Source organism: Bacillus sp. DB-2 (assembly GCF_003315125.1).
Lineage (GTDB): Bacteria > Bacillota > Bacilli > Bacillales > Bacillaceae_G > Bacillus_A > Bacillus_A mycoides.
In genome coordinates this window covers 136515-153258 of the sequence record NZ_QNRN01000006.1, presented here as the reverse complement: position 1 = coordinate 153258, position 16744 = coordinate 136515, and the positions used below count along the sequence as shown (strand labels likewise).

Here is a 16744-nt window from a genome sequence, read left to right as displayed (position 1 = left end):
TCACGAGGAATGGCACGTATTCCTGCTAAATTTCTGTAATTTTTCTAAAAAATTAAAATATAAAGAATTCTCTAACTCTTCGTTAAAAATCAGTCAAAAAATGGTTGGTCATCATTAATTAAAATGCGCTCAATTTTCTTCGCTTTCCCTGTATTAGGATCCACATCAATTAACACTGCACTTAATTGTGTTCTACCATTCGTCACTTCAAAACGCACTGGTAAGTTCGTTAAAAACTTCTTCAATACCGCTTCGCGATCCATACCTAAAATCCCATCATATGGGCCTGTCATACCAACATCTGTAATATAAGCTGTTCCGCTTGGTAAAATACGATTATCAGCTGTAGGAACGTGTGTATGTGTACCTACTACCGCTGTAGCACGACCGTCTACATACCAACCTAACGCCTGCTTCTCACTTGTTGTTTCAGCATGAAAATCAACAAAGATAATGTTTGTACGTTTTTTTGCAATGCTGATTAATTCATCCACTTTACGGAATGGACAATCAATTGGAGGAAGGAAAGTACGTCCTTGTAAGTTAATAACTGCAACTTCTGTTCCATTACAATTTACAAAGATAAGCCCTTTTCCCGGCGTTCCTTCTGGGAAGTTAGCTGGTCTTGCAAGATATTTTGCATCATCGATAAATTCAAATACCTCACGGTTATCCCAAGCGTGGTTTCCAAGCGTAACCGCTTGTGCCCCGCACTCTAAAAAGTTTCGATATATTTTTTCCGTAATTCCACGTCCACCCGCAGCATTTTCTCCATTAATAATTGTTACTGTCGGTGTATATTTCTTCTTTAATGCCGGTACGTACTGTTGAATCATGTCTCTACCAGGAGATCCTACTACATCCCCAACAAATAATATTCTCATATGTCTTACCCTTTCTATGTACTACATTTTTTATTACCATACTATAACTTAAAGCTATTTCCTTACAACAGTTACAATTTATCTATTATAAGTTTCTTTCACTTGCATACTGCTCATAAAGTGAAACTATAATCAGTGGGGGTTTTGTTCATCCCCCATTGATTATTAGCCTTCACCAATCGGGCGTTTACGGGCAGTTTATCCCCCACCTAATTTCTTTTCTCAAGCCGAATTTTGAGGTGGGAGTTTTACTGCCCGTTAACGCGGGATAAATAATTTTCTTTATTTTACCCAATTCCAACACAAAAAAATAAAGTGGTGTTTCACCACTTTATTTTGCGTATTCCACTGCACGTGTTTCACGAATAACAGTTACTTTAATATGTCCTGGATAATCCAGTTCATTTTCAATACGTTTTCGAATATCACGAGCTAAACGATGAGCTTCTAAATCATCAATTGTATCTGGTTTTACCAGAATACGAACTTCACGTCCTGCTTGAATTGCGAAAGATTTTTCTACGCCTTCATAAGACTCTGAAATTTCTTCTAACTTTTCAAGACGACGAATGTAATTCTCAAGCGTTTCACTACGAGCTCCCGGTCTTGCAGCTGATAATGCATCTGCTGCAGCAACTAGAACTGCAATGATAGAAGTTGGCTCTGTGTCACCATGGTGAGATGCGATACTGTTTATTACAACAGGATGCTCTTTATATTTCGTTGCGAGTTCAACACCAATTTCAACGTGGCTACCTTCTACTTCATGATCGATTGCTTTTCCGATATCATGTAATAGACCAGCACGTCTTGCTAGTTTTTCATCCTCACCAAGCTCCGCTGCCATAAGTCCAGTTAAGTATGCAACTTCCATAGAGTGTTTTAAGACGTTTTGCCCGTAACTTGTACGGTATTTTAAACGACCTAAAATTTTAATTAAATCTGGATGTAAGCCATGAACACCCACTTCAAACGTTGTTTGCTCTCCGACTTCACGAATATACTCGTCCACTTCACGTCTTGATTTTTCGACCATCTCTTCAATACGCGCTGGGTGAATACGTCCGTCCTGTACTAGTTTATCAAGAGCGATACGAGCTGTTTCACGACGAATCGGGTCAAATCCAGATAGAATTACCGCTTCTGGTGTATCATCGATAATAAGGTCAATACCTGTTAACGTTTCTAACGTACGAATGTTACGACCTTCACGTCCGATAATACGTCCCTTCATTTCGTCATTTGGAAGATTTACAACCGAAACGGTTGTTTCAGCAACATGATCAGCTGCACATCTTTGCATTGCAAGAGATAAAATCTCTTTTGCCTTCTTATCCGCTTCTTCTTTCGCGCGAACTTCACTTTCTTTTACCATAACGGCAATTTCATGAGAAACTTCACTTTCCACTTTACCAAGAATAATTGCTTTCGCTTGTTCGCGGGTCAGATTGGAAATGCGCTCTAATTCTGTTTGTTGCTTTTGAACTAACTCTCCCACTTTGCTTTCCAACTCTTCAATCTGTTGTTGTTTCGCTACAAGAGATTCCTCTTTCTTTTCTAACTGTCGCTCGCGGTTATCGAGCGTTTCGTCTTTACGATCAAGGTTCTCTTCTTTTTGCATTAAACGATTTTCTTGTTTTTGTAATTCGCTTCTACGGTCACGAATTTCTAATTCAGCTTCTGTACGAAGTGTATGAATTTCATCCTTTGCTTCTAAAAGCGCTTCTTTCTTAAGTGCTTCAGCATCACGATTCGCTTCGTCTAGAATACGTTTTGCTTCATTAGCTGCACCATTAATCTTCGCTTCAGCAATAGACTTTCGAACAAAAAAGCCAACAACTGCACCGACTGTTGCAAGCAAAATGGAGATGAGTATCCAAACTGTACTACTACTCATGATTTCACCTCCCCTTGCTATGAATGAAAAAAGACTGTCGGCATGTACATTGAATTACAACGTACAGCAAAGACCGTCGTCCCGCTTTTTTAAGGGACTTTCTTCATTTCACAATTAAAATGTCATATTATTATTTCGGCAAGATTTAAGTCTTACTCCGAATATTACTTCTCTTCTTGAGAAGAGTATATCGTATATAAGAAAAAATATACATTCTCATTGTATCTATCGCAATTTTCATTGTCAAGCGTTGTCTACTTTTACTTTCTTTACCTTCAGCCCTGAATCTTATATGGATTAAAAAAACAGACGGCATATTATCCTGGAAAACCTTAGAAAATCCCAATTCATTCACTTAAAATATATGAATATTCCCCTTTATACATAGCCTTTTGGATAGAATAAATATTTTATCTCCAGCTATATACAACGCTTTCATAGTGGATTAAAAAATAAAAGACACGGGACCGTGTCTTTTATTTTTTAATCTTGACGAGTTGAATCTTCCGTGTCTTCAACACCAGAGTTTTCACCAATTCCGTGATGTTCACGAACAAAGAAGGCAATTTCTTCTCTTAAATCCGTATTCTCTTTTAAGAATTGCTTCGAATTTTCACGACCTTGTCCTAAGCGTTCTTCATTATAAGAGTACCAAGCACCGCTCTTTTGAACGATATCAAGTTCAGAAGCCATATCTAAGATTTCACCTTCTCTTGAAATACCTTCTCCGTACATAATATCAACTTCAGCAACACGGAATGGCGGTGCTACTTTATTTTTAACTACTTTTATTTTCGTTTTATTACCAACAATATCGTTACCTTGCTTTAACTGCTCAGCACGACGTACTTCAAGACGGACAGTTGAATAGAATTTCAACGCACGACCACCTGGAGTTGTTTCTGGCACTATCTATAGATTTTCCATCTCTATAGTCCGGACTATCTCTTCATCTCTTTGCAGAGAGCCTTGCACTTCCAGCAGTAGCCTATCATCTGCCGTACCCTACTCAGTTAACTAAAAGTCCTTTTCGGTAGTCTCTACACCTTCCCCATATCACTATGGAGCTTGGCACGGTATTACCCTAATTAATGGTGGGCTTCACCGTTAGCAACTATATAAATAGTTACACCCTTAGGCAATAAGGTTCACAAGGTTTTTTAACATGCTATCACTAGCAAGGGAAACCCATGGTAAACTCCTTAATCTTTTGCGCGACTTTTTCTTTATTTGCTAGTTCTTCTTCATGTATAACAAGATATTTATAGCAGCTCTCTTCCATAAATAAAAGTTTTCTTTTATCTCGTTCTTTTATTTTTTTGAGTGAGTGTGCCCATTTCCCATGGACATCTAAACAATATTTTCTACCTAAGTAGAAATCAATAGACCACTTATCGATTCTTTTTTGCTTAATGAACACCAAATCTAAGCTTAACAATATCTGTTCAACCTGTTGTTCCAGTAAAGTATCATAATTTTTCTTTCTGACCTTTACATTAAGCTCTTTTCTCCTTTTAGCAACACATGTATCGGATACGCCATACTTAACGGCAATTTCAACATGTGATAAATATGGATTTTTCAACTCTTGTTCAACTTCTGCGGTTTTAGGTAAGTAAATCTTCCAATGTCTGGTTCTTTTAATTCCGAGTAACTTTAATATTTCACCTACTCGCCTTTCATCAAGATTAATTTCTTTACCTATATCTTTTAATTTTCTATCCGCATGTGTCGCAATAAAATCCACTTGCCATTGTTCTATGTTTCGATAAGTTCTATTTCCAATTGTCACTGCCATTTTAATCTCTCCTTATAAGAAATCCCTTATAAAGACTTAAATGAAGAAAACAAATAAAGATTCAAGTACTACACTCTGATTAAGCAACTTGTAGTTGATTTCCGAACATAACCCCAACTTTTTCACGAATTTGGTTGATAAAGATTGCGATTGTTTTTGATTTGTTGATTGCACCTGAAAGTTTACGAAGTGCTTGTGACATTAAACGTGCTTGTAAACCAACGTGAGAGTCACCCATGTCCCCTTCGATCTCAGCTTTCGGTACAAGAGCTGCCACAGAGTCAATTACGATAATATCAACCGCTCCACTTCGTACAAGTGCTTCTGCGATTTCTAGTCCTTGCTCCCCTGTATCAGGCTGTGATAATAGTAATTCATCTATGTTAACACCTAATTTTTGTGCATATACAGGATCCATTGCATGCTCGGCATCAATGAACGCTGCTTGTCCACCTTGACGCTGTACTTCCGCGATTGCGTGTAATGAAACTGTTGTTTTACCTGAACTTTCAGGTCCATAAATTTCAATAACACGGCCACGTGGGTATCCGCCTACCCCTAGTGCCACATCAAGTGCTAAAGAACCACTTGAAAATGTAGAAATTCTACGCTCCGCTTGTTCTCCTAATTTCATAATTGAGCCTTTACCGAATTGCTTCTCTATTTGTTTTAACGCCATATCTAATGCCGCTTGACGATCGCTCATTCAAAATTCCTCCTTAACTAACTTGCTAATCTTATTATACCTATTTTCAATTCAATTTGCCAACAAAAATCGAACATTTATTCGATTTTTTATTTTATATCGAATAAAACTAGGTTTTCCAACAAAAAAAACTAGAAGAAATTTATATCTCTTCTAGCTTTTTAAATAAATGATAAAATCCATATTTTGTAGAGCGTTCTCTAATTTGTTGACGACTTCCACTTAAATTAAGCGAGAAGACTACAGCTGGTTCATCTTTAATCACCAATCCAATAAATACTGTTCCTGGTTCTTTATGCTCTGAAGCATCCGGTCCTGCCACCCCAGTGAAACTAATTCCGATATCTGCTTTTAACAGTTCCTTTACATTTTCAGCAAGATAGCGAGCACACTGTTTACTAACCGCGCCATCAGTACGCAACACTTCTTCAGGTACATGTAAAATTTGTTGCTTCACATCATTTTGATAACAAATGACACCGCCTTTAAATACAGACGAAACACCAGCATTTTCTGTTACTTGATTTCCAAAAAGACCACCTGTTAAACTTTCTGCACACGCTAAAGTTAACCCTTTTTCCTTCAATAGCCTTATTGCCTTGTAATGAAGGAAATCTTGGTCATATCCGTAGAAAAATTCTCCTACTCTTTCTAAAATCAAATCTTCCACATGCTGAATCAGTTTCTCCGCCTCATCAGCATCATGATGTTTGGCAGTTAAACGTAATGTCACTTCTCCATCATTTGCAAGTGGTGCAATGGTTGGGTTCGTTTGTCCATCAATTAAATCTTGAACTTTCACCTCTAATTGAGATTCCCCAATACCAAAAAAACGAAGAACACGAGAATAAATATTTTCCCCCGTTGTAAACTTACATAAAAAAGGCTCTACGTAACTTATATACATCGGCTTCATTTCTTTTGGTGGTCCTGGTAATAAAATATAAACTTTTCCGTTCTTATTTAACCCCATACCAGGCGCCATACCGTGATCATTCGCAAATACAGTCGATCCATTTAAAACGAGCGCCTGCTTTTTATTATTCTCCGTAAATTCACGGCCTGTACGCTTAAAATAATCGCTTATCGATGTTAATGCCTTTTCATCATACACAAGCTCTTCATCTAAACTAGACGCTATTGCTTCTTTCGTTAAATCATCTTTTGTCGGTCCTAATCCACCTGTAAAAATGAGCATATCAGCTCGTTCTTCAGCCAATTCAATTGCCTTCTGTAATCGCTTGTTATTATCCCCAACAACAGTATGGTAGTACACGTTAATTCCGATTGAAGCTAACTTTTCAGATAAAAACTGGGCATTTGTATTTGCAATTTGTCCAAGTAATAATTCCGTTCCAACCGCAATAATTTCAGCATTCATCCCAATTCCCCCATAAACTTCTATTTTGAGTTTACAAAAGCATCTTTATTTTTCCAGAAATAATCCCATCCTGAAATAACGGTAAAGAATAATGCAATCCATATGAAAATATCTGCAACTGGAATATGAAGTAAATTTAACGGTACATCATGTAATAAGTATGCTGCAATCGCAATAATTTGTGTCCATGTCTTAATTTTCCCTAGCTGATTTGCTGCAACTACTTCCCCTGTCCCAGCAAGTACAAGGCGTAAACCTGTTACTGCAAACTCACGGCTTATAATTACAATAACGATCCAAGCAGGTACATATTGCATTTCTACCAATGTGATAAGCGCTGCCGAAACAAGTAATTTATCTGCTAACGGGTCAAGGAATTTCCCTAAATTCGTTACAAGATTATACTTTCTTGCATAATGTCCATCAATCCAATCTGTAGCCGAAGCAATAATAAAGATAAGTGCCCCTACTAAATGTTGAATTGGTAACTCTACATCACCAATTATAAATGAGCCCCACTCAAAGGGCGCTAACATAATTACCATAAAAATTGGAATTAAGAAGATTCTAGATATTGTAATTTTATTTGGTAAATTCACAGCTATTCCTCCATCATGTCAAAAACATTTGTTCATTGAAAAAAGTCATCGAAGCGATGACTGTTATTGCGCAGCTTGCCCTATCCCTTGGTTTTTTATCACCAATCTTTGGTGAAGTTCTTTTGCTGGATCCAATGGGAAAGCAACCACTTGACCATTCAGTTTAACTTCAACATTCGTTGCATTTCCAATATTAAGTCGCACTTCTTTTACTGTTGATAAATCACGTTTTTCTATTTGGCCACCTTGTACTGTAGTGTTTAGAATTTCGTTCCCAGCATCATCTTTAACATCTACATAACTCGCACCTTTACCCGATATTTCCAGTTCTAATGTTTTATTATTATGAATTTCCAAAGTAGATACCTTACCAGTTGTTCCAACTACTTTTATCTCTTGCTGTCCAGTTGGTTGTGCTGGTTGTTCCTCTTTCTTTGGCTCTTCTTTTTTTGGTTCTTCTTTCTTTGGTTCTTCCGCTTTCGCTTCATCTTTCTTTGTATCTAGCGGAGAATTTTTTGCTTTTTGAACCTCAATTTTCTCACTTTGAGCATTTGGAACTTGCCTATCATCTTTTCCAGTTAACGCTTGAATAACAAACCAGACTACCACTCCAAATGCGATTACTAACAACGCAATCAAAATTTTGGGCATATGATCCGCAATTGGCCATGATGAAGATTTTTGCATTGTTTCTTGTGTTTTTTGTCCAGTTGATACTTGTGGAACTTCACGTTTTTCAGACTGTGGTATCGTACTCTGATATTCTACAAGCAGTTCCTCTCCATTTAATCCAACAGCATCTGCATATTGTTTAATGAATGCACGCGCATAAAAAGCTCCTGGCAACACATCATAATTGCCTTCTTCAATCGCTACTAAATGGCGTTTTTGAATTTTTGTAATCTCATGCAGCTGATCAATAGATAAGCCTTTCGCTTCTCTTGCTTCTGTCAGCTTTTGTCCTAATTCCGTCACTACTAACACCTCAATATTTCTTTAAAAGTCGAACATAGAGAAATTGTTTTGCGTACCTTGCTCAATTTCATCTACTAAATTATATTGAATTTCTTCATCATAATCGTTACGCAATTCGATAATATAATCAAAATCATCCAATGTGTATTCTGACTGACTCACAAACACATCCGGATGTTCCACAACTTTCGTTGCAGGCAATCTCATGATTTCACGAACGAGCTGCCAGTGTCTTTCATTTGCACGCTTTGTCGACACAATTCCATCTAGTATGAAAATATTATCGTCGCTATACTCATCTTCAATCAATTGGCTACGAACAGTTTGCTTAATGAGAGTAGATGATACGAATAACCATCTCTTATTTGCACAAACACTTGCGGCAACAATAGATTCTGTTTTTCCGACACGGGGCATTCCTCGTATCCCAATTAATTTATGACCTTCTTTTTTCATTATCTCCGCCATAAAGTCTACAAGCAATCCTAATTCATCACGCACAAATCGAAATGTTTTCTTATCATCTGCATCTCGTTGTATGTACCTACCATGTCTAACTGCTAGCTTATCTCTAAGCTTTGGCGGACGATATTTCGTTACCGTTATATTATCCATCGTATTTAAAATTGATTCAAGTCTAGAGATTTGTTCTTGATTATCACACATAAGCAAAAGTCCACGTCGTGCATTATCTACACCATTAATTGTGACAATATTGATGCCAAGCATACCGATTAACGAAGAAACGTCACCAAGTAAGCCAGGTCGGTTTTTATGTATTTCATATTCAAAATACCATTCAATCATCCAAGATCACTCCCCTACGCTTACTTTACACCTACGTACTATATTATATGATTTCATCTTAATAGGGAAGCTAAATGTATAATCTATTCCTCCTAATTACTATACAAAAAAGTAGAGAGGAGCTTCTCCTCTCTACTTTTACTTATGTTGTACAAACTTCACCATTAAATTTGCAATTGTATGTTGCTCTTGTTCATCAGCAACTTTCCAAAGCTCAGACAATAATTTTTCTTGATCGTTGCGCGCTTCTACTTCATTTGCTAAATAATCACCAACACGAAATGCCATATCTGATACGGCACCACCATCAAGCCCTTTTCCCCCCGCTTGTTCTAAACGTTCTCCTAAAAAGCTCTTCCACTGATCAAAATTATCTAACACTGACATGTTTAAGCACCTCACTATTTTAGTAATAGAATCATGCTTAATTTGTACAATTTCTTGTTTTTTATGTAAGAATTTTTTAGCAATGCCAACCGCCATTCACTCCGATAATTTGCCCCGTAATATAAGAAGCTCCTGGCGAAACGAGGAAGGAGACTGTTTTTGCTACCTCTTCGGGTAGTCCTATTCTACCTAATGGAATATCTTCAGCAATTTCATTTTTATCATCTTCTGAAAATACATTTAACATTTCTGTTTCGATTGCACCTGGCGCTACCGCATTAACGCGCAATCCACTTAGAGAAACTTCTTTCGCTAAAGCCTTCACATATGAATTTTGTGCACCTTTCACCATTGAGTACAGCACCTCACAAGACGCTCCTATTTGCCCCCAAATGGATGAAATAACAACAACATTACCCCTTCTCCGCCCGATCATCGGTGGAAGCGCCATCGATAAAAGTCTATATACACTCTTCACTTGAAGCTCCACCATATAATCTAATTCTTCATTAGTAACATCTGTTACTAATCCAAATATACTCTTTCCAGCTGCGTATACAATAACATCAATAGGATGTTCGATTTGTCCCCACAATTTCTCTGCTCCATCGATAGAAGCTAAATTTGCTTGCACAGGAATCACTGCATCAAACTCCTTTTGTAACCCCCTTATCTTCTCTTCGCTTTTATTGTAATGAATATAGACTGTATAACCATCCTCGATTAACTGCTTCGAAATAGCAGAGCCAATCCCTCCGCTTCCTCCAGTTACTAATGCATACTTTTTCATAAATTCCCTCTCTTATCTTTTTATGTATAAATAAATAATACCCTCATCTTACCATTTGGCAATAACCAAACGTTAGATGAGGGATATAGATACTGCGTTTTTTATTCACATATTACTTCATTTTTTTGGTAACACTTGGCAGACACTCATTTTCTCTTCAATCAATAATGTTTTTGCTGCTTGTTGTAAGTCTTGAACAGTTAATCCTTCTAACACTGTAAGAGCATCAAATAAACTAGATTCATTAAACGCATATCGTGTAAACTGATTTGCAATATATTCAGGTGAATTCAACGATCGTAAAAATCCACCAATTTTCTTTTTCTTCACCCGTTCCAGTGCAGTCTCATCTAACTGATCATAATTCGTTTGTAGTAAAATACCTTTTAATCGCTCTGCCAATTCATCAGGGTGCTTCGTATCTCCACCAACCATTGCAAAACCGAAGTTATTTTCTTCTGTATAGTCATACGAGAACGAATCATCAATAAGACCTTCATTATATAAAGATTCGTAATGAACTGACCCTTTTCCAAATAAATAATCTAAAAGTAATGTAAGTGCAATTTCTTGTTTTAACAGAGCTTGCCCTTTTTCTTTTAAATTCGTTGCCTTAATACCAACTAAACATTTTGGAGTTTGAACAGGCATTGAAATAATCTTTTTCTTTTCATTTACTTCTTCTGGTTCCTCTTCAAAAGAGCGAACGATTTCTGGTTGATTTTCGTAATCTTTTTTCGCTTGATTTTCACGAACTAAATCCATTGTTTTTTCAGGATCAATCGCTCCAACAACAAATAATAACATGTTGCTCGGATGGTAAAAAGTCTCATAACATTCATACAGTAGGTCTTTTGTAATTTTACTAATAGACTCAATCGTCCCTGCAATATCAATTTTAATTGGATGTTTCACAAACAAACTATCGATTAACCCAAAGTATAAACGCCAGTCTGGGTTATCTTGGTACATTTGAATTTCTTGACCGATAATACCTTTTTCCTTTTCAACCGTTTTTTCAGAGAAATACGGTTCTTGTACAAAGTCTAACAACGTATTTAAATTTCTCTCTACATTTGATGTACAGGAAAAGAGATAAGCGGTTCTTGTAAAAGATGTAAAAGCGTTCGCTGAAGCACCTTGTTTACTAAACAATTGAAACGCGTCATGGTCCTCTTTTTCAAACAATTTATGCTCAAGGAAATGAGCAATTCCATCTGGTACACGAGTCATGTCTTCTTTTCCAAGCGGTACAAATGTATTATCAACAGAACCGTACTTAGTCGTAAATGTTGCAAATGTTTTGTTGAAGCCTTGTTTTGGTAAGATATATACGTCTAATCCATTCGGAAGTTTTTCATAATATAGCGTCTCTTTTAATTGCTCATACACAATTTTCTCCATTTATTCTCCCTCCGTTCCATGTAAAAAGTAGATTGTATCTAGTTCAATATTATTAGCAACTTTCACAATCTCTTCTTTCGTCACGCTTTCTATGCCCGTTAGCCATTCTTCAACTGGACGCGTACGCTCTGAAATCACCCCGTGATAAAGCATTTCAACAAAGCCACGTGGCGTATCAATTGCCTCTAAGATTTGATTTTGAATTACACTTTTCGTTTGCTTAATCTCTTCCTCTGAAAAATCACCGTTTTGCATTGCTTTCATTTGTTCTTTAATAATTTCAACAGCTTTTTCAAAGTTCTTCGCTTCAATTCCAGACATAACGAAGATCAAACCTTTATGACTTTCAAATCTCGATGCTGCATAGTACGCTAAACTATTTTTTTCACGGACATTTACGAATAACTTCGAATGAGAAAACCCTCCAAATAATCCGTTAAACAATTGTAATGCAAAATAATCTTCATCTTTATACGTAATGAATGTGCGATAGCCGATATTTAATTTACTTTGCTTTAGTTCTTGTTTTTCAACAATTTCTTTTTCTTCATTATTTCGTTTATGAAGAAGTACATTTCTCTCTTTCATAGCGCGAGGTGAAATCGAAAAATACTTATTTACAAGCTCCACAGCATCTTCTGAAATGTCACCAATGATATATAAATCCATTTCATCTTCAGCTAACACTTTTTGATAATATTGATACAAACTTTCATTTGTAATAGAAGCAACACTTTCTTTTTTTCCATTTGCACTTAAGCGATATGGTTCTACTTTGCACATTTCTGCAATTAAACGCTCGTTTGCATAACGCATTTTATCATCATAAGTAGCTTCAATTCGTTGCAAGAGTGCTCGTTTCTCACTTTCTACAATAGAAGATAGAAAACCGTCCCCTTCTGTTGCTGGATGTAAAACAATATCAGATAACATAGAAAGCGCTTTTTCAAATAACGGTGGTGCATCGCGTAAATATGTTTCATTTGCAATGTCTACATAAATAGAGATGATATGGTCTTCCCCTTTTTTACTTACATCTACCGCTAAAGAAGATCCATATAATTCTTCTAAATATTGACGAAGACGAATTACAGAAGGCAGTTTTTCTGTCGCACTTTGCAATACGTACGGCAATAGGGCACGCTCTGTCACCGTCTCCTCATTTAAAGGTGCTTTAAAACGAAATACAAAGGTATTTGTTTTAAATTTATCAGTCGGAATAATATGTACTCGCAAGCCACCTAATTCATGCAGTTGCTGTTCCATTAGTTTCATTAATAGCCCTCCTTTACGTATGTAGGAATATTCCTCTTCAATATACAGTTTTTAGAAATAAAAAATCAACTTTTCTTCCTTATTATGCTTACATTTGAGTCTTTCTAAAAACTTTAATATGTAAGGAACATAGTAAAATTCCGTATTAAATATATTCTATGTAAAAAAGCCCGCACTAATGTGCGAGCTTTTTTTATACTTTCTAAATACTCATCGTTTTCCTTTTTCATAAGGCGTTCCTAATGCTTTCGGAGCTTCAGATCGGCCTACAAAACCAACGAGTGCTAATATTGTAAATACATACGGTAATATCGTTAAGAATACACTTGGAATTTCTTTTAATATAGGAATTGTACCACCTGTTATCCCAAGTGATTGAGCAAATCCGAAGAACAGCGCTGCTCCAAGAGCACCAAGTGGATTCCATTTACCAAAGATCATAGCTGCTAGTGCCAAGAAACCTTGTCCAGTAATTGTAGCACCTGAGAAGTTACCAGAAATCGACATTGCGAAGACCGCACCACCCACTCCTGCAAACATTCCAGATATACAAACTGCAATATAACGCATTTTATATACATTAATTCCCATCGTATCTGCTGCCATTGGATGTTCACCAACAGCACGAAGACGAAGACCGAACGGTGTTTTATAAATAATGTACCAAACAACAAATGCTAAAATAATGGCAATATACGATGTTAACGGTACATTTGAGAAAAAGATTTTCCCGATTACCGGAATATCCGAAAGTCCTGGAACATCGATTTTTTCAATTCGGTATTGAATAAAATCAGTCTGTCCTTTACCAAAGATTTTCTTAATCGCAAATACTGTTAAACCGAGCGCCAAAAAGTTAATCGCTACCCCGCTTACTACTTGATCCGCGCGGAATGTAATGGACGCTACTGCGTGAAGAAGTGCAAATAATCCACTACCAATAGCTGCAAATAATAGTGCAATCCAAGGAGTCATTGCTCCCCACGTATCACCCATTAATAACGTTGTAACGATACCAGTAAATGCACCAAATAACATTAAACCTTCTAAGGCTATATTTACAACCCCAGAACGTTCACTGAACACTCCACCTAACGCCGTAAAAATAAGTGGCGCTGCCGTATATAACGTACCAGTCACAAGAATGGCTAAAATATCTATAAAGCTCATTTATTTCCCCTCCTTGCTCATGCGTGTAAGTGCCCAGCGTAAAACATAACTGCAAGCAACAAAGAAAATAATACATGCGATAATAACATTAATTAACTCAGAAGGTACATCTGCTTCAAAATTCATTTGCGGGGCTGCACTTTTCAAACCACCGAACAGTAAAGCCGATAATAATATACCAAACGGATTATTTCCTCCAAGAAGAGCTACCGCAATCCCATCGAATCCAATACCAGTAAACGATGTCATTGCCGTCATACTTTGGAATGTTCCTAGACCTTCCATTGCCCCACCAATTCCAGCAAAAGCGCCAGCAATTGTCATTGATAATACAACATTACGAGAGACTTTCATCCCTGCATATTGCGATGCATTTTGGTTAAAACCAACCGATTTTAACTCATATCCTAACGTAGTTCTATCTAATACGAACCACATTACAATAGCAATTAAAATAGCTACAACAATTCCCCAGTGCAAACGAGATCCATCTGTCAATGAAGATAGCCAATCAGAAGCTAATGAAGCACTCGCTTGTACATCATAAGATTTCTCATTACCTTCATGTATAAAACGTTTAATAAGATCATACGTAACATAAAGTGCAATGTAGTTCATCATAATTGTGACAATTACTTCATTTACTTTAAGCTTTCCTTTTAAATATCCAGGTATAAATCCCCATAAACCACCGGCAATCGCGGCTACTAAAATAGATAACGGAATATGCAAAAATGCTGGTAACGATACTGCATATCCAAACCAGACAGCGGCAAGCCATCCAACCAATAATTGTCCTTCTACCCCAATGTTAAAGAGACCTGTACGAAACGCAAATGCAACAGACAGACCAGCTAACACGAGTGGAATCATCGTACGTAGCGTCTCACCGATAGCCTGCGGATTTCCAACCATTCCTTCCCAAAGCGCTGCATACCCAACAATTGGATCATATCCACTAACTAACATTACAATGGCACCAACAAGTAAACCAAAAATAACGGATAATACAGGAACTAAAATGTTAATTGTTCGCTCCGTTAAAAATTTTTTAGCCATTTGTATTCACCTTCTCTTTCTCCGTTCCGCCAGCCATCAACAAACCAAGCTGTTGTTCATTTGTTTTTTTCGCATCGACAATTGCTACAATTTTCCCTTCATATATAACAGCAACTCGATCACTTACATTTAAAATTTCATCCAGTTCTAACGATAGAAGTAATACCGCTTTCCCGTTATCTCTCTGCTCGATTAATTTTTTATGAATAAATTCAATTGCACCTACATCTAAACCACGTGTTGGTTGTGCTGCAATTAATAAATCTGGATTACGATCTACTTCACGTGCAATGATAGCTTTCTGCTGATTTCCACCTGATAGAGCACGCGCTAATGTTTGTTCACTAGGTGTACGTACATCAAACTGTTCAATAAGCGCCTTTGCTTTCTCTGTGATTTTGCTAAAGTTTAAAATCCCCTTCTTTGAAAATGGATTTTTATAGTATGTTTGCAAAACTATATTGTCTTTAACAGAAAAATCAAGAACTAGCCCGTGTTTATGACGGTCTTCTGGAATATGACCTATTCCTTCCTCTGTAATTCTTCGAACAGGCCAATTCGTTATTTCTTTTCCTTTAATTGCAATAGAACCTGACTCAACTTTTCGTAAACCAGTAATCGCCTCTATTAATTCACTTTGACCATTTCCATCAATCCCTGCAATACCAACGATTTCTCCTGCACGAACAGTTAAGTCAAGGCCTTTTACAGCAGGTAATTGGCGTGCATCATGAACGACAAGATTCGCAACAGACAGAACCTCCTCTTTCGGTTTGGCCCCTATTTTTTCTGTTTTAAAATTCACTTGACGTCCGACCATTAATTCTGCAAGTTTATGTTCATCCATTTCCGCAACGTCAACTGTACCAATTCCTTTACCTTTACGAATAATTGTGCAACGATCGCAAACTTCCATAATTTCTTTTAATTTATGTGTAATAAGAATGATAGATTTCCCTTCTTGCACAAGCTTTTTCATAATTTGAATCAACTCATGAATTTCTTGAGGAGTTAACACTGCAGTCGGTTCATCGAATATTAAAATCTCCGCACCACGATAAAGCGTCTTTAATATTTCAACCCTTTGCTGCATCCCAACCGAAATATCTTCAATCTTTGCATTTGGATCAACAGCTAAACCGTACTGTTCAGATAATTGTTTAATTTCTTTTGCAGCCTCTTCAACAGCTATTTTCCCTTTTCTCTTCGGCTCATTTCCAAGAATGATATTCTCTGTAACTGTAAAATTATGAACAAGCATAAAGTGCTGATGGACCATCCCAATTCCAAGGTCATTTGCAATATTCGGATTTGTAATTTTTACAGGGTTTCCTTTAATTTTAATTTCGCCCTGTTCTGGTTGATACAAACCGAACAGTACATTCATCAACGTTGATTTCCCTGCACCATTTTCTCCAAGTAAAGCGTGTATCTCTCCCTGTTTTACTTGCAGCGTAATATCATCATTCGCTACAATGCCTGGGAATACTTTTGTAATATTGTTCATCTCAATTACGTATTCCATTTTGTTCCTCCTTCTAGCAGGGAACACTCCCTAATTACACTCTATTAAAAGTATTTTTATATATGCAAAGGTTAGTTCTAAGAACTA

At 36.8% G+C, this 16744-nt stretch carries 15 protein-coding genes and 1 pseudogene; all 16 read right to left on the bottom strand.

Annotated elements, in window-relative coordinates:
• Positions 1-89 precede the first annotated feature (89 nt).
• Positions 90-884: a TIGR00282 family metallophosphoesterase gene (locus tag DET63_RS12210; protein WP_002014601.1), complete on the bottom strand. Its 795-nt coding sequence runs from the start codon at positions 882-884 to the stop codon at positions 90-92.
• A 331-nt stretch (positions 885-1215) separates the two neighbouring features.
• Complete coding sequence (gene rny / locus DET63_RS12205; protein WP_002014600.1) at positions 1216-2781, bottom strand: ribonuclease Y; 1566 nt, start codon at positions 2779-2781, stop codon at positions 1216-1218.
• 483 nt (positions 2782-3264) lie between these two features.
• The gene (locus DET63_RS12200) at positions 3265-3690 is read right to left on the bottom strand and encodes a recombinase RecA family protein (protein ID WP_002088046.1); all 426 of its coding nucleotides are present in this window, start codon (positions 3688-3690) and stop codon (positions 3265-3267) included.
• Between the two features lie 265 nt (positions 3691-3955).
• The gene (locus DET63_RS12195) at positions 3956-4579 is read right to left on the bottom strand and encodes a PDDEXK family nuclease (RefSeq protein ID WP_002137908.1); all 624 of its coding nucleotides are present in this window, start codon (positions 4577-4579) and stop codon (positions 3956-3958) included.
• Positions 4580-4676: 97 nt separating this feature from the next.
• Positions 4677-5285 (bottom strand): annotated as a pseudogene (gene recA, locus DET63_RS12190) (recombinase RecA); the annotation flags it as partial.
• 142 nt (positions 5286-5427) lie between these two features.
• Positions 5428-6666 carry a competence/damage-inducible protein A gene (locus DET63_RS12185; RefSeq protein ID WP_002137911.1) on the bottom strand — a complete coding sequence of 413 codons (1239 nt, stop codon included), beginning with the start codon at positions 6664-6666 and terminating at the stop codon, positions 5428-5430.
• Positions 6667-6686: 20 nt separating this feature from the next.
• Positions 6687-7265, bottom strand: coding sequence for a CDP-diacylglycerol--glycerol-3-phosphate 3-phosphatidyltransferase (gene pgsA, locus DET63_RS12180; protein WP_002014596.1), 579 nt, complete (start codon positions 7263-7265; stop codon positions 6687-6689).
• 63 nt (positions 7266-7328) lie between these two features.
• A complete protein-coding gene (locus DET63_RS12175; RefSeq protein WP_002088056.1) occupies positions 7329-8240 on the bottom strand; it encodes a helix-turn-helix domain-containing protein in 912 nt (303 codons plus the stop codon).
• Positions 8241-8261: 21 nt separating this feature from the next.
• Entirely contained in the window at positions 8262-9047 is a 786-nt protein-coding gene (locus tag DET63_RS12170; RefSeq protein ID WP_000574107.1) for a DUF3388 domain-containing protein, read from the bottom strand.
• A 138-nt stretch (positions 9048-9185) separates the two neighbouring features.
• Positions 9186-9434, bottom strand: coding sequence for a DUF3243 domain-containing protein (locus tag DET63_RS12165; protein WP_000114449.1), 249 nt, complete (start codon positions 9432-9434; stop codon positions 9186-9188).
• A 76-nt stretch (positions 9435-9510) separates the two neighbouring features.
• Entirely contained in the window at positions 9511-10224 is a 714-nt protein-coding gene (gene ymfI / locus DET63_RS12160; RefSeq protein WP_113936842.1) for an elongation factor P 5-aminopentanone reductase, read from the bottom strand.
• A gap of 117 nt (positions 10225-10341) precedes the next feature.
• Entirely contained in the window at positions 10342-11628 is a 1287-nt protein-coding gene (gene yfmH / locus DET63_RS12155) for an EF-P 5-aminopentanol modification-associated protein YfmH (RefSeq protein WP_002014592.1), read from the bottom strand.
• A complete protein-coding gene (yfmF, locus tag DET63_RS12150) occupies positions 11629-12903 on the bottom strand; it encodes an EF-P 5-aminopentanol modification-associated protein YfmF (protein ID WP_113936841.1) in 1275 nt (424 codons plus the stop codon).
• Positions 12904-13113: 210 nt separating this feature from the next.
• Positions 13114-14073 carry an ABC transporter permease gene (locus DET63_RS12145; RefSeq protein WP_002066758.1) on the bottom strand — a complete coding sequence of 320 codons (960 nt, stop codon included), beginning with the start codon at positions 14071-14073 and terminating at the stop codon, positions 13114-13116.
• Positions 14074-15132, bottom strand: a complete 1059-nt coding sequence (locus DET63_RS12140; protein ID WP_002088061.1) for an ABC transporter permease — start codon at positions 15130-15132, stop codon at positions 14074-14076.
• Positions 15125-16657, bottom strand: coding sequence for an ABC transporter ATP-binding protein (locus DET63_RS12135; protein ID WP_113936840.1), 1533 nt, complete (start codon positions 16655-16657; stop codon positions 15125-15127). The genes DET63_RS12140 and DET63_RS12135 overlap by 8 nt, the downstream gene beginning before the upstream one ends.
• Positions 16658-16744: the final 87 nt, after the last annotated feature.